Source organism: Rhodococcoides corynebacterioides (assembly GCF_019834675.1).
Classification (GTDB): domain Bacteria; phylum Actinomycetota; class Actinomycetes; order Mycobacteriales; family Mycobacteriaceae; genus Rhodococcoides; species Rhodococcoides corynebacterioides_A.
Map to the genome: position 1 here is coordinate 85,191 of NZ_JABUBU010000007.1, position 14,408 is coordinate 99,598.

Genomic DNA, 14,408 nt, shown 5'->3' on the forward strand with positions numbered 1-14,408 from the left:
CTCAGCAGCTCCTTCCCGGAACGGGCACGCACAGGGCGGTGCCGGTGACGACGTCGTCCCCGCGATCGACGACGGCGCCGGCGCCGGTCGCGAAGATCTCCGCCATGGAGTCGGAGAACTCCCGGCCGGCGACGATGGCGTCGTCGAGCGTGACGGTCTGCTCGCGCAGGGTGGCGGCGAGCGATTCGAGTTCCTCGATGGTGGGCCCGAGGCCTTCCTCGAGCGCGACGATCGGCCGGTGCAGCAGGTTGAACAGGCGGTAGAGCTTGTCGGCCGCGGCGGCGACGTCGGCCCGCTTGGCGCCGAGCTTCGAGGTGATGATGCCGATCTGCTGCAGCAGTCCGAGCAGCACCTCGCGGTCGGTCGCCAGCGCGCCGAGGTACTCGTCGGCGACGTTCAGGCTGCGGTCCAGATCGTCCTGGCGGTCCGCGACGGCCGCGGTCAGCGAGGTGAGGTTGTCGGTGATCCGACGGATCGACTCGGGCTGCGACTGCACGGCGCGGTCCAGCTCGACCACGTTCTCCCGCAACGTCTTTCCGTTCAGATCGCGCAGGATGGGAGTGGCGGCCTCCACCGTGTCGGAGAGCGAGAAGGGCACGGTGGTGTGCTCGACCGGGATTCGCCCTTCCGGCAGCTCGCCCGTTCCGCCGGGACGCAGCGCGAAGTAGTGTCCGCCGACCGGGGTGAGCAGCCGAACGCCCATCGACGTCGCGTCGCCGAGCTCGATGTCCTCGCGCACCTCGAAGGCGACCTCGACGTGGTCGTCGCGCAACTGCATGCCGGTGACGGTGCCGACGGAGATGCCGGCGATCCGCACGTCGTCACCGGCGTGCGCGCCGCCGGTGTTCTCGAACGCCGCGGTGTACGTCCGGTGGCCCAGCGGCAGGACGTAGAGGACGACGGCCGCCGCCACGGCGAGCACCACCACCACGACGCCGACGATGCCCCAGACGGTCTGGGTGCCCGCACGGACCGAGCTCATCTGCACACCACCAATCGCTGGTTGCCGAGCACGACCGACCCGATGCCCGGGATGTCGGACCGACCCGACGAGCACGCGTACACCTCGCCCGCGCCGCCGGACGCCTGGCCCTCCTGGCCGCCGGACTGCAGCGACCGGTCGACGCCGCGCAGCAGGCTGGGGACCATCGCGAGCAGGTCCACGATCTGCTGGGCGCCGGGAACGAGTCGCTTGAACGCGGCGTCCACGGGGCCGTACTCGGAGTCGTAGGTGTCGCGCAGGGCCTCGCCGAGGTTCAGGAACGGGCCCTGACCGGCGTTGATGTCGTCGAGGTTGGCGATCAGCTCGTCCGCCTGGTTGCCGAAGGTGGACACCACGCGATCGAGTTCGGCGAACAGTCGGCCGAGCTGCTCGGACCGCTGGCCGACCACCCCGGAGATGGCGCCGAGGTTGCGGATCAGCAGCACGATGATCTGTTCGCGCTGCTGGGCGTAGGTGGTCAGACCGTCGAGGTCGCGCAGGACGGGACCGAGGCCGGCGCCGTCGCCCTGCACCAGATCGAGCACGTTCTGGGTGAAGCGGTTGACCTGCTCGGTGTCGATGGTCTCGAAGATCGGCTGGAACCCGTCGAAGAGCGTGGTGATGTCGAACGACGGCACCGTGCGCTCGTCGGCGAACGAGGATCCCGACGTCAGCGGCGTGCCCGCGGCCTCGTCCTGGATCAGCTCGAGGTACCGCTGACCGAGGAGATTCTGGTAGCGCACCGCGGCCTTCGTGGTGGTGGTGACGGGGCGGTCGCCGTCCACCTCGAACGTCACCTTCGCGCGGTCGCCGTCGAGGTCGATCCCGGTCACCGTGCCGACCAGCACGCCGGACAGGCGCACGTCGTCCCCGGTGTAGAGACCGGACACGTCGTCGAAGCGGGCGTCGAAGCGCGCTCGGTCGTCGCCGCCGCCGGCCACCAGAGCGTTCCCGATGAGCACCAGGCAGAGAATCGCCACCACGGCGAACACGGCCAGCTTGACCACGGTCGCGACGGGAAATCCCACGGCGGAGGACCGGCTCACGGGGTGCCTCCCGCGCGCTGGAGGAACGCCTCCACCGGACCGGCCATGGCCGGCATGGAGGTCACGATCACCTGCAGTTGCAGCTGGGTCCGTCCGTCGACCGTCGGGAACGCGTCCTCGATGCCCTGCAGGACGTTCGGCACACGCTGGTAGGCGGGCGCGAGTGTGCCCGCGGACAGCGCGACCGGGATCAGCACGTCGAGAGTGGTGTCCAGCAGCGGTTTCAGGTGCGGATTGTTGTCTCGCAACAGATCTCCCAGGGGAACGCTCAGCCCGGACCCGAGTCCGGACATCGCCTTGATCGCGCGGTCCCGGTTGGCCGGGTCCTCGAAGTACTCGCTGGACGCCACCACCTGGGACACCACGTCGACGATGGGGCCGATGGACTCGCGCAGACCGTCGCCGAGCTCGGCGCCGCGGACGAGCTTCCAGGACAGCGGTGCGCGCTGCGTCTCGGCCATCATCTGCGCGGTGTCGAAGAAGGGCTTCAACCCGTCACCGAAGTTGGTGGACACCCGCGACATCAGGTCGAGCACGCGGTCGGTGTTGTCGGCATCGAGCACGTCGGTCAGGTCGGCGAGCCGCCGGAACACGCCGGTGACGGTGGCGGTCTCGCTGTCGTCGCCGAGTTCGACGGTGGCGTCCTCTTCGAGGGGCGCGCCGCGCCCCTCGGAGAACAGCTCGATCACCGTCGCGCCGAACACGGTGGCCGAGGAGAACCGTGCGGTGATGTCGTCGGTGAGCACCTCCGCGACGGCCGGCTCGAGGTGGGCGTGCACGCGCTGTCGACCGAAGCCGACCGGCTCGATCTCGTCGACGCGACCGACGGGCAGGCCGCGGTACTTGACGTCGGAGCCGACGGCGAGACCGTCGCCGACGCTCGCGCTGTCGAAGGTCACGTCGAACCGCGACTCGAACTCGCCGCGGGCGTAGGACGTCAGCACCACGCCGACCAGGAGCAACACCACCGCCACGGCGAGGCCGCGTATGCGGAGCGTGCGGGGTCCGGCGGACCGCTTGGAGAGATCGTCGAAGACTGCCATGGCGCTACCCCGAGATCCTGATGCCGACGTCGGCGCCCCAGATGACCACCGTCATGATCATGTCGAGCACGACGATGACGATGAGCGAGGCACGAATGGCCCGTCCCGATGCTCGCCCGACGCCCTCGGGACCGCCGGTGGCGTAGTAGCCCTGGTAACCGTGGATCAGGATCACCGCGGCGACGAACACGGTGGCCTTGAGCAGGGACCAGCCGAGGTCGGACAGGCTGAGGAACGTCGAGAAGTAGTGGTCGTACGTCCCGGACGACTGATTGCCGAACAGCCCCACGACCAGGGCGCACGAGACGTAGCCGAGCACCAGGGTGAGCAGGTAGAGCGGCACGATGGTCAGCACGCCGGCGATGACGCGAGTGGTCACCACGAACGGGATCGACCGGATGCCGACCACCTCGAGCGCGTCGATCTCCTCCGAGATGCGCATGGCGCCGATCTCGGCGGTCATGCGGCACCCGGCCTGCGAGGCGAAGCCGATGGCGGCGATCATGGGCGCCAGCTCGCGGGTGCTGGCGTACGCGGAGATGAAGCCGGTGAGCGGGCCCATGCCGACGAGGTTCAGCGCGTTGTACCCCTCGATGCCGATGGACGATCCGACGGCGATGCCGAGGATGACCAGCACCGAGACCGTGCCGCCGCCGACCACCAGGTTGCCGCTGCCCCAGGTGATGTCGGTGAGCACGAGCATGGTCTGACGGCGGTACGCGCGCAGGGTGTGCGGCACCGCGGCGAGCACCTGCAGCACGAAGGTGAGCTGGTGGCCGAGGTGCTCGGCGGCGGAGAGCGGCAGACGCCCCAGGCGCCGACCCGCGCGGGCGAGGCCGGCGGTGCCCGGCGGCGAATAGCGTGCGACGGTCACGTGCTCACCCCAGCCGCTGCGGAAGGAACATGGACACCAACTGCGTGGCCAGGACGTTGACGACGAAGGCCGCGATGACACCGACGACGACGGACGCATTGACCGCGTTGGCGACGCCGCGGGGACCGGCGGTGGCCTCGAAGCCACGTTGGCAGGCGACGAGGACCACGATGACGCCGAAGATCTCCGCCTTCACCAGGGCGACGACGAGGTCGGTGGCGGATGCGAAGGACGCGAACGAGGCGAGGTAGCTGCCCGGCGTGCCGCCCTGGAACCCGACGTTGACCACGTAGCCGGACACGAGGCCCATGAAGATCACCAGCGAGCACAGCAGGGGCGCGACCACGATCATCGCGGCCAGCCGGGGACTGGCGAGACGGCGAACGGGGTCGATGCCCATGACCCGCATGGCGTCGATCTCCTCGCGCACCGTGCGGGCGCCGAGGTCGGCGGCGATGGCGGATCCGGCGGCGCCGCCGAGGAGCAGCGCGGTGACGATCGGGGCGCCCTGGCGGATGACGCCGAGACCCCCGGCCGCGCCCGAGATGGAGGTGGCTCCGATCTGCGAGGTGAGGCTGCCGACCTGGACGGAGACGATGACGCCGAACGGGATGGACACCAGGACGGCGGGGAGCACGGTCACGGTGACCATGAACCACGCCTGGTCCAGCGCTTCCCGCCACGCGAACCGCAGCGCGACCAGATCACGCGCGAGGTAGCCGAACGCCGCGGCCGTGAGGTCGGCGAACCGTCCGAACGTGCGCATGCTCGTCGCGACGCGCGAGCGCGAGCGTGCGTTGCTGCCGACGATGACGACCCCCCGTTGCTCGTTCCGCTCCCCCGCGGCTGTGTGAACGGGAGAAAACTAGCCGGACGAAACAGGATCGAGGTCGGTTTCGGAACGGTTCGGTGACGGGATACAGCCGACGGCCCGACCCCCCGGGACATCCCACCGAGTCGGTGAAGGTCGGGGTGTCGGGCCGTCGGGACGCGCGTCGAGGGGCCGATCGCGGCCGGTCAGGACACGATGCGTCCGTTCTCGTACGTGTAGAAGCCCTGACCGCTCTTCTTGCCCAACAGACCGCCCTCGACCATGCGCAGGAGCAACGGCGGCGCCGCGTACAGCGGCTCCTTGTACTCCTCGTACATCGAGTCGGCGATGGACTTGACCGTGTCGAGCCCGATGAGGTCGGACAGCGCCAGCGGTCCCATGGGGTGGGCCAGGCCGAGGACGGTCGCCTTGTCGATGTCCTCGGTGGTGGCGAACCCGGACTCCACCATGCGGACGGCGGACAGTAGGTACGGCACCAGCAGGGCGTTGACGACGAAGCCCGATCGGTCCGACGCGCGGACCACCTGCTTGCCCAGGACGTCGGCCGCGAAGCGTTCGGCGCGCTCGATCACCGCGTCCGACGTGCGGAGCGACGGGATCAGCTCGACCAGCGGCAGCACCGGCACGGGATTGAAGAAGTGCAGGCCGACGACCCGCTCGGGCCGGGTGGTGGCCGTGGCGATTCGCGTGATGGGCAGCGACGACGTGTTGGAGGCCAGCACGGCGTCGTCGTCGGTGACGACGCGGTCGAGTTCGGCGAAGATCTCGGTCTTGATGCGCTCGTTCTCGAGGACGGCCTCGACGACGATCTGCCGGTCGGCGAAGTCGGCGAGGTCGGTGGTGAAGCGCAGGCAGTCGGCGGCCTGGTCGCGTTCGCGCTCGGTGATCTTGCCGCTGGAGACGCCGCGGTCGAGGGACTTGCGGATGCGGGCTCGGCCGGCGTCGGCGAGCTCGGCGGTCTTCTCGAACACGAGGACGTCGACGCGGGCGCGAGCACACACCTCGGCGATACCGGCGCCCATCTGCCCGGCGCCGACGATGCCGACGCGCTCGATCTTCTCGCTGGACACGAAATCTCCTTCACGGTGCACGGTCCCCGCGCGACGGCGAGGTGGGGGTGACTCTGGTCGGGAACGGGCGAAGCCCACGGGTACGAGACAGGCGGCCCGCAACGGATGTCGCGGACCGCCTGACTGGTGTGAAGAAACCTCGGAGAGGCGGGGCTGCTCCTAGTGGAACTGGCCCTCTTCGGTGCTGCCCTTGAGGGCGGCGGTGGAGGTGTTGGGGTCGACCGTGGTGGCGATGCGGTCGAAGTAGCCCGCACCGACCTCGCGCTGGTGCTTGATGGCGGTGAAGCCACGCTCGGCGGCGGCCTTGAACTCGCGCTCCTGCAGGTCGACGAAGGCGGTCATGCCCTCGCGGGCGTAGCCGTGGGCCAGGTCGAACATGCCGTAGTTGAGCGAGTGGAAGCCGGCGAGGGTGATGAACTGGAACTTGAAGCCCATGGCGCCGAGCTCACGCTGGAACTTGGCGATGGTCGCGTCGTCCAGGTGCGCCTTCCAGTTGAAGGAGGGCGAGCAGTTGTAGGCGAGGAGCTGGTCCGGGAACTCGGCGCGCACCGACTCGGCGAACTTCTTGGCGACCTCGAGGTCCGGCACGCCGGTCTCCATCCAGATGAGGTCGGCGAAGGGGGCGTAGGCCTTGGCGCGGGCGATGCAGGGCTCGATGCCGTTCTTGACGCCGAAGAAGCCCTCGGCCGTGCGGGTGCCGTCGAGGAACTCGCGGTCGCGCTCGTCGACGTCGGAGGTGATGAGCGTGGCGGCCTCGGCGTCGGTGCGGGCGATGATGACCGAGGGGACGTCCGCGACGTCGGACGCGAGGCGCGCCGAGGTCAGGGTGCGGATGTGCTGCTGCGTCGGGATGAGCACCTTGCCACCGAGGTGGCCGCACTTCTTCTCCGAGGCGAGCTGGTCCTCCCAGTGCACGCCGGCGGCGCCGGCGGCGATCATGGCCTTCTGCAGCTCGTAGGCGTTGAGCGCGCCACCGAAGCCGGCCTCGGCGTCGGCGACGATGGGGGCGAGCCAGTTGCTCACCGAGGTGTCGCCCTCGATCTTGGCGATCTCGTCGGCGCGGAGCAGCGCGTTGTTGATGCGGCGCACGACGGACGGCACGGAGTTGGCCGGGTAGAGGCTTTGGTCCGGGTAGGTGTGGCCGGAGAGGTTGGCGTCACCGGCGACCTGCCAGCCGGAGAGGTAGATGGCCTTGAGGCCGGCGCGCACCTGCTGCACGGCCATGTTGCCGGTGAGGGCGCCGAGGGAGTTGATGTAGTCCTCGTTGTTCACGAGGTCCCAGAGGATTTCCGAGCCGCGACGCGCGAGGGTCGCCTCCTCGACGACCGATCCCTGGAGGTCGCTGACCTGCTGGGCGGTGTAGTTGCGCTCCACACCCTTCCAGCGGGGGTTGGTGTCCCAATCCTTCTGGATCTCTTCGGTGGTCCTGGGGGTACCGGTGGTCGACATCGACTGCTCCGTCTCTTCGGTTTCGTCCGCCGACGGCACGTGCCTCGGACCCGGGGGTCTTCGCAGGCTTGTCAGGCGGATCGGATGTACTCGACCACGATGGCACAGCCGAAAAACGGTGTCTACCTGCTGCGACTGTAAAGTTCGGTTAAGCAGTACGCGCATACTGCGAATGTTGCGAAGATCGGGACGGCGAACCCTGCCGCGCCCTACTCGTCGGTAACCGCATCGCCGCACGTCGGGAACGAAATGCACGAAAGTCCACGAGGCGCCGCGGTGCCGCGCGCCGCCGCCGAGAACGCACCCGACGGCACCGCGCACTGTGACCGACGTCACCGTACGTTCGTACTGTTTGTCCGCGTCGGCGCGGCTTCTAGGCTCGGTCCATGGCCCGGACGTACGTCGGCGCGCGGTTGCGCCAGCTTCGCCTCGAGCGCGGACTGTCCCAGTCCGCCCTCGCCGCGCGCCTCGACATCTCCGCGAGCTACCTCAACCAGATCGAGCACGACGTCCGTCCCCTGTCCGCCGCCGTCCTCACCCGCATCACGACGGCATTCGGCGTCGACACCACGTTCTTCTCCACCCAGGACGACACCCGGCTGATCGCCGAGCTGCGCGAGGTCACGCTCGATCAGGACGTGGCGGTCCCGACGGACGTCGACGAGTTGGCGGCGTTCGTCTCCGCGCACCCCGGCCTCGCGCGGGCGATGGTGGACATGCACAGCCGCTACCGCAACACCTCGGCGCAGCTGGCCGCCGCCACCGAGGACCGCTTCGCCGACGGCAGCGGCAGCGGCGCGATCTCCAAGCCGCACGAGGAGGTGCGGGACTATTTCTACCGGCGGCAGAACTATCTCGACGAGCTCGACACGGCCGCCGAGGACCTGGCCAACCGTCTGCGCTTCCACCGCGCCGACATCGCCGCCGAGATCGCCAAGCGGCTGCGGAATTTGTACGACGTCCACATCGTCGAGCGCATCGACCTCGGCGAGGGCGTGCTGCACCGCTTCGATCCCCGCACCCGCCTGCTCCAGATCTCGCCGCGATTGTCCGGCGGGCAGAAGGTCTTTCGCTTCGCCGCCGAGCTCGCCTACCTCGAGAACGGCGATCTGATTCGGCGGCTGGTCGACGAGGGCAACTTCTCCGGCGAGGAGTCCCGCGCGCTCGCCAGCCTGGGCCTGGCCAACTACTTCGCCGCGGCGACGGTGTTGCCCTACACCAGGTTCCACGAGGTGGCCGAGGACTTCCGGTACGACATCGAGCGGCTGTCGGCCTACTACGCGGTGAGCTACGAGACGGTGTGCCACCGACTGTCGACGTTGCAGCGCCCGTCGCTGCGCGGCGTGCCGTTCTCCTTCGTCCGCGTCGACCGGGCCGGCAACATGTCGAAACGCCAGTCCGCCACCGGGTTCCATTTCTCCTCGAGCGGCGGCACGTGCCCGCTGTGGAACGTCTACGAGACCTTCGCCTACCCCGGCCGCATCATGACGCAGATCGCCGAGATGCCCGACGGGCGTCGTTACCTGTGGATCGCCCGCACGGTGGAACGGCGCGCGGCGCGGTACGGCGAGCCCGGCAAGACCTTCGCGATCGGCCTCGGCTGCGAGCTGCGGCACGCGTCGCGACTGGTCTACGCGGAGGGCCTCGATCTCGACACCGCGCGCGGCGCCACCCCGATCGGCGCGGGCTGCCGGGTGTGCGAACGCGCGCACTGTCCGCAACGCGCGTTCCCGCCGCTGGGCAAGGCGCTCGACATCGACGCCCACCGCAGTTCGGTGTCCCCGTACGTTCTCCGGGACCGGTGACGCGCGCGGTCCGTTACGGTTCGCCCATGACCGGTCGCATCCCCGCTGGCACCCTGTCCTCGCTCCGCCCGATCAACTACGTCGTCGCGCGCATCGCGAGTCGCGTGGTGGGGGCGCCGGACATGCATCTGTTCTCCACGCTCGGGCAGACCCGCGGACTGTTCCGGGCGTGGCTGCTCTACAGCGCCCGGCTGATGCCCTTCGGCACGCTCGCGCGGCGTGACGCGGAGACGGTGATCCTCCGGGTGGCCGCCGTCCGCGAGTGCGGGTACGAGCAGGACCATCACCGCCGGCTCGGGCGGCGGGCCGGCCTCACCGCCGCGGAGGTCGCGGCGCTCGAGGACACCGGCGCCGGACCACAGGAGGACCTCGACGCGCGAGCACGGGACCTCGTGGCCGCCGTCGACGAGCTGCTGGCCGATCGAGACCTCACCGACGCCACGTGGACGCAACTCGGGGAGCACCTGACCGACCGTCAGCGCATCGAGTTCGTGCTGCTCGTGACGCAGTACGACGGCCTGGCCACGACGATCGGCACCCTGCGCATCCCCCGCGACTACGCGTAGCAGAAACGAGAACACCCCGGCCGCTCGTGAGCGGCCGGGATGTTCTCATCGACGGATCAGAAGTTGATCATGTGCCCGGCGAGACCGTGGATGGCCTCCTGCAGGGCTTCGCTGAGCGTCGGGTGCGTGTGCACGTTGCGGGCCAGCTCGGTGGCGGTGAGGTCCCACTTCTGCGCGAGGGTGAGCTCGGGCAGCAGCTCGGAGACGTCGGGGCCGATGAGGTGGCCGCCGAGCAGTTCGCCGTGCTGCGTGTCCGCGATGAGCTTGACGAAGCCCGTCGGGTCGCCGAGGCCGTGCGCCTTGCCGTTGGCCGTCATGGGGAACGTGGCGACCTTGATGTCGTGGCCCGCGTCCTTGGCCTGAGCCTCGGTCAGACCGAAGCTGGCCACCTGCGGCTGGCAGAACGTCGCGCGCGGCATGAAGCGGTAGTCGTCGATCGGCAGCGTCTCGGCTCCGCCGATGGTCTCGGCGGCGACGACGCCCTGCGCCTCGGCGACGTGCGCCAACTGCAGCTTGGCGGTGACGTCACCGATCGCGTAGATGTGCGGGACGTTGGTGCGCATCACCGAGTCGATCGCGATGGCGCCGCGGTCGGTGAGCTCGACGCCGGTCTTGTCGAGCCCGAAGCCCTCGACGCGGGGAGCGAAGCCCACGGACTGCATGACCTTGTCCACGGTGACCGTCTCGGTCTCGCCGGACTTGTTGTTCTTGATCGCGACGGTGACCTTGCTGCCGTCGTCGTCGATGCTCTGCACGGCGGCGCCGGTCATGATCTTCACGCCGAGCTTCTTGTACTGCTTGGCGATCTCCTTCGAGACGTCCTCGTCCTCGTTGGGGAGAGCGCGGTCGAGGAACTCGACGATGGTGACGTCCACGCCGTAGTTCTTCAGGACGTAGCCGAACTCCATGCCGATGGCGCCGGCGCCCACGATGAGGATCGACCCGGGCAGATCCTTGGTCATGATCTGCTCTTCGTAGGTGACGACGTTCTCGCTCAGCGAGGTGCCGGGCAGCAGCTTGGTGGTGCTGCCGGTGGAGATGATCGCGTTGTCGAACGTGACCGTCTCGGTGCCGCCCTTGCTCATCTCGACCGAGATGGTGTTGGCGTCGGTGAACGAGCCCTTCCCGTCGAACTGGTCGATCTTGTTCTTCTTCATCAGGAAGTGAATGCCCTTGACGCGGCCGTCCGCGACCTTGCGGCTGCGATCGTAGGCAGCGCCGAAGTCGAACGACACGTCACCGGAGATGCCGAACTGCTTGGCCTCCTTGGTGAACAGGTGCGCCAGTTCGGCGTTGCGCAGCAGAGCCTTGGACGGGATGCATCCCACGTTGAGGCACACCCCGCCCCAGTACTTCTGCTCGACGATGGCGGTTTTCAGGCCCAGCTGCGCCGCGCGGATGGCAGCGACGTATCCACCGGGACCGGCTCCGAGGACGACGACGTCATAGTGTGAGGTCACGGTGCCTCACCTTAGTCCCGTTGCCTCCGCCACACGAGGCGCGGTCCGTGAACCGGGCTTTTCGTGCTTAGTGTTCGTTCCGGCCAGGCCGGTCGTGTCGGTGTCGCTCAGTCCGGGATCATGTCGAACGTGTCGGGGTTGGGGCCGGTGCGGCCGTCCTCGCCCTTGTCGAGCGCGGTGATGTCCTGCATCTGCCGGTCGTCGAGGGTGAAGTCGAAGATGTCGAAGTTGGCCTCGACCCGCTCGCGGGTGACCGACTTGGGGAAGACGATGTCCCCGCGCTGGATGTGCCAGCGCAGCGTGACCTGGGCGGTGGACTTGCCGACGTCCTGCGCGATGCGCTCGAGCTCGGGGTCGTCGAGCACCTTGCCCTGCGCGATCGGCGACCACGCCTCGGTGGCGATGCCGTGCTCGGAGCCGTAGGCGCGCACCTGCTCGTTGACGAAGTACGGGTGCACCTCGATCTGGTTGACGGCCGGCACGGTGTCGGTCTCGGCGGCCAGCTTCTCGAGGTGGGGCACCTGGAAGTTGGAGACGCCGATGCTGCGGGCCCGGCCGTCGCGCTGGAACTCCTCGAGCACCTTCCACGTGGAGACGTAGTCGCCGTCGTAGCGGGTGGGCAGCGGCCAGTGGATGAGGAACAGGTCGACGTAGTCGGTGCCGAGCTTCTCGAGCGTCTCGTCGAAGGAACGCCGCGCGTCGTCGGGCCGGTGGAAGCCGTTGTTCAGCTTGCTGGTGATCCACACCTGGTCGCGGTCGACGCCGGAATCGCGCACGCCCTGGCCGGTCTCGGCCTCGTTGCCGTACATCTGGGCGGTGTCGAGGTGCCGGTAGCCGACCTCGATGGCGGTGCGGACGGCGTCGGCCGTCTTCTCGGGTTCGATCTGGAAGACCCCGAAGCCCAGCTGCGGGATGCTGCGGCCGTCGTTCAGGGACACGGTGGGGACTGCACTCATGATCGTGGAAACTCCTCGTCTCGACTTGCGGTACTCCGCGGGTACCCCGTTGCCCTCCCGATCACGCCCGCGCCCCGGCCCGAGACGCGATGATGGGGCGATGACGGACTTCAACGAGCAGATCATCCGCGAGTTCCGCGAGAACGGCGGCCGGGTGTCCACCGCCGGATTCGGGGACAACCTGGTGGTGCTCCACTCGATCGGCGCCCGCAGCGGCGAGGTGCGACTGAACCCCCTGTTCGCCCTCCGCGAGGACGACGGGTGGCTGGTGGTGGGCTCGGCCGCGGGCTCTCCCAAGGATCCGGCGTGGGTGCACAACCTCCGCGCGCATCCGCGCATCGAGATGGAGGTACCGGAGGACGGGAGCGTGCGGACCGTCGAGGTCGACGTCACCGAGATCGACGCGGACGAGTCGGACCCGGCGGCGTGGTCGGCGCGGTGGGACCGCTTCACGGCCGCGTCGAGCGGATTCCTCGACTACCTGACCACCGCGGAGGGTCGGCGGTTCCCGATCTTCCGACTGACGCCGGCGTCCTGACGGCTAGACCCAGACCTCGCCCGCCACGCGCCGGAAGTTGCCGCCCGTCACCGCGTGGACGGCGTCGTCGTCCCACCCGCGGGCGCGCAGGACGTCCGGGATCGTCCGGGTGTCCTCCGGCGGAACCCACTGCAGCGGACCGTAGGCGGTGTACTCGGGTCCGAAGGCGTCCGGGTGCGCTGTCACCTCCGCGACGAAGTCCTCGTGGTCGAACGAGAAGTCCGAACCGAGGCCCACGTGGTCGATGCCGAGCAGGTCCACCCCGTACTCGACGTGGTCCGCCATCGCCTCGACCCGCGCGGCGCCGTCGTCGATCCCGTTGACGCCGAGGAAGATTCCGACGCCGTTGATGCCGACGACGCCTCCGGTCTCGGCGCACGCGCGAGCCTGCTCGTCGGTGATGTTGCGCGGATGTTCCCACAGCGCAGCGAAATTGGAGTGGCTGTAGATCATGGGTCGCTCGGTGACCGCGGCGATGTCCAGGCCGGTGCGGCGGGAGCAGTGGGACCCGTCGGCGGCCATGCCGGCCGCGTTCATCGCGCGCACCAGGTCGCGTCCGTAGGCGGTCAATCCGGTGTCGGTCGCGTCGAGACAGCCACAGCCCGCGGCGTTCTCGTGGTTGTAGGTCGGCAGCATCGACCGCACGCCGAGGCCCACGAAGTACGCGACGTTGCCCGGGTCACCGTCCAGCGGGGCCGAGTCCTCGAGGTCGAACGCCAGGCCCAGCATTCCGTCGGCCCAGGCCGCGTCCACGTCGTCGACCGTCCGGACGAGGCGGAATCGCGGGTCATCGTCCGCGCGGGCCGACCACCGCTCGATCAGGGCGGTGCTCGCCACACGATCCTGGGGCGAGTACCCGACGTTCACGGACAAGTACGCGCCGGTGCCGTACCGCGTGAGCGGAGCGATCTCCGCCTCGGGGTCGAGCGGCAGGCAGGTGTGCTGTTCCCACAGGCGCATGGTGGGTCAGCATGTCACGCGACAGGGCGGTGCCGCTGGGCGCGTCAGCGGCGGTGCCGCCCTGCGCGTCAGCGGCGGTGCCGCCCTCCGCGTCAGCGGCGGTGGTCCTTGTCGGCGCTCAGGGCGGCCCGGATCAGCTCGACGGGTGCGGGCCGTTCCACCGACGCGGTGGTGACGGCCAGGCCGTGCACCATCCAGTGGCGGGCGTGGATCGCGCGGGCCAGCCGGAGCCGTCCGCGCAGGTCGCCGACCGGCACGGCGGTGGCGCCGGTGGAGCGGACGGCGTCACCGGAGTAGATGCGCAGACCGGACCCCGGATCCGCGACGGGCGACCGCAGGACGGACGCCGCCACGCGGTCGGCGAGCAGACGCAGGCCGCGGCGACCGCGGCGGGTGCCGACGACCATGCCCACCCCGACACCGTCGGCGGTGGCGAGCAGGCGGGCGATGTCCGCGGCGCGCCAGTGGCGATCGGCGCCGGGATCGTCGACGACGACGATGCGGTCGAACCCGAGCACCTCGACGGTGGTCGCGCCGGTGACGGGACGCACCGTCGCCGCCGGGAGGACGGTGCGGACGGCGTCCTGGACGGCCTGGGAGCCGGCGCGGTCCGCGGCGACGCAGACCAGCGTGCCGGCGGTCGCGGGGTCGGCCGCCAGGGGCCGGGTGGTCATCCCGAACGGCCGGGGACGAGCGGTCTCGTGCTCGGTCTCGTGCGATACGGACATACGATCACCTTCGGTCGGCCCGTCCCGGTGGTTCGGCGGGCTACTACTGTTCCTACACCGCAAACCTACCATTTCCCCGTTTTGGGCGCCATTGTTCGA

At 69.5% G+C, this 14,408-nt stretch carries 14 protein-coding genes; 3 read left to right on the forward strand and 11 right to left on the reverse strand.

Annotated elements, in window-relative coordinates; all coding sequences use genetic code 11:
* Window position 1: 1 nt before the first annotated feature.
* From HQ603_RS10520 to aceA, 7 genes are all read right to left on the reverse strand, one after another.
* Window positions 2-982 (reverse strand): MCE family protein, encoded by a 981-nt coding sequence (locus HQ603_RS10520; RefSeq protein ID WP_222684492.1) that lies wholly within the window; start codon window positions 980-982, stop codon window positions 2-4.
* A complete protein-coding gene (locus tag HQ603_RS10525; RefSeq protein ID WP_308126455.1) occupies window positions 979-2,028 on the reverse strand; it encodes an MlaD family protein in 1,050 nt (349 codons plus the stop codon). The genes HQ603_RS10520 and HQ603_RS10525 overlap by 4 nt, the downstream gene beginning before the upstream one ends.
* A complete protein-coding gene (locus HQ603_RS10530) occupies window positions 2,025-3,071 on the reverse strand; it encodes an MlaD family protein (protein ID WP_222684493.1) in 1,047 nt (348 codons plus the stop codon). Before HQ603_RS10530 ends, HQ603_RS10525 begins: the two co-directional genes overlap by 4 nt.
* Before the next feature lie 4 nt (window positions 3,072-3,075).
* Window positions 3,076-3,945: an MlaE family ABC transporter permease gene (locus tag HQ603_RS10535; protein ID WP_371831039.1), complete on the reverse strand. Its 870-nt coding sequence runs from the start codon at window positions 3,943-3,945 to the stop codon at window positions 3,076-3,078.
* A gap of 4 nt (window positions 3,946-3,949) precedes the next feature.
* A complete protein-coding gene (locus tag HQ603_RS10540; RefSeq protein ID WP_222684495.1) occupies window positions 3,950-4,711 on the reverse strand; it encodes an MlaE family ABC transporter permease in 762 nt (253 codons plus the stop codon).
* 251 nt (window positions 4,712-4,962) lie between these two features.
* Window positions 4,963-5,847, reverse strand: coding sequence for a 3-hydroxybutyryl-CoA dehydrogenase (locus tag HQ603_RS10545; RefSeq protein ID WP_222684496.1), 885 nt, complete (start codon window positions 5,845-5,847; stop codon window positions 4,963-4,965).
* 159 nt (window positions 5,848-6,006) lie between these two features.
* Window positions 6,007-7,296: an isocitrate lyase gene (gene aceA / locus HQ603_RS10550; RefSeq protein WP_222684497.1), complete on the reverse strand. Its 1,290-nt coding sequence runs from the start codon at window positions 7,294-7,296 to the stop codon at window positions 6,007-6,009.
* A 386-nt stretch (window positions 7,297-7,682) separates the two neighbouring features.
* On the opposite strand from aceA, the gene ramB reads away from it, so the two are divergent.
* Entirely contained in the window at window positions 7,683-9,101 is a 1,419-nt protein-coding gene (ramB, locus tag HQ603_RS10555; protein WP_222684498.1) for an acetate metabolism transcriptional regulator RamB, read from the forward strand.
* Between the two features lie 26 nt (window positions 9,102-9,127).
* On the forward strand, window positions 9,128-9,667 hold the full coding sequence (locus tag HQ603_RS10560) for a carboxymuconolactone decarboxylase family protein (RefSeq protein ID WP_222684499.1): 540 nt from the start codon (window positions 9,128-9,130) through the stop codon (window positions 9,665-9,667).
* A 56-nt stretch (window positions 9,668-9,723) separates the two neighbouring features.
* Here HQ603_RS10560 and lpdA read toward each other — a convergent pair whose 3' ends face one another.
* Window positions 9,724-11,127 (reverse strand): dihydrolipoyl dehydrogenase, encoded by a 1,404-nt coding sequence (lpdA, locus tag HQ603_RS10565; protein WP_222684500.1) that lies wholly within the window; start codon window positions 11,125-11,127, stop codon window positions 9,724-9,726.
* A gap of 107 nt (window positions 11,128-11,234) precedes the next feature.
* On the reverse strand, window positions 11,235-12,083 hold the full coding sequence (locus HQ603_RS10570) for an aldo/keto reductase (RefSeq protein WP_222684501.1): 849 nt from the start codon (window positions 12,081-12,083) through the stop codon (window positions 11,235-11,237).
* A 100-nt stretch (window positions 12,084-12,183) separates the two neighbouring features.
* Between HQ603_RS10570 and HQ603_RS10575 the strand changes: the two genes are divergently transcribed.
* Complete coding sequence (locus HQ603_RS10575; protein WP_222678031.1) at window positions 12,184-12,621, forward strand: nitroreductase/quinone reductase family protein; 438 nt, start codon at window positions 12,184-12,186, stop codon at window positions 12,619-12,621.
* 3 nt (window positions 12,622-12,624) lie between these two features.
* Here HQ603_RS10575 and HQ603_RS10580 read toward each other — a convergent pair whose 3' ends face one another.
* On the reverse strand, window positions 12,625-13,581 hold the full coding sequence (locus tag HQ603_RS10580) for a dipeptidase (protein ID WP_222684502.1): 957 nt from the start codon (window positions 13,579-13,581) through the stop codon (window positions 12,625-12,627).
* A 92-nt stretch (window positions 13,582-13,673) separates the two neighbouring features.
* Window positions 13,674-14,309 (reverse strand): hypothetical protein, encoded by a 636-nt coding sequence (locus tag HQ603_RS10585; RefSeq protein WP_222684503.1) that lies wholly within the window; start codon window positions 14,307-14,309, stop codon window positions 13,674-13,676.
* Window positions 14,310-14,408: the final 99 nt, after the last annotated feature.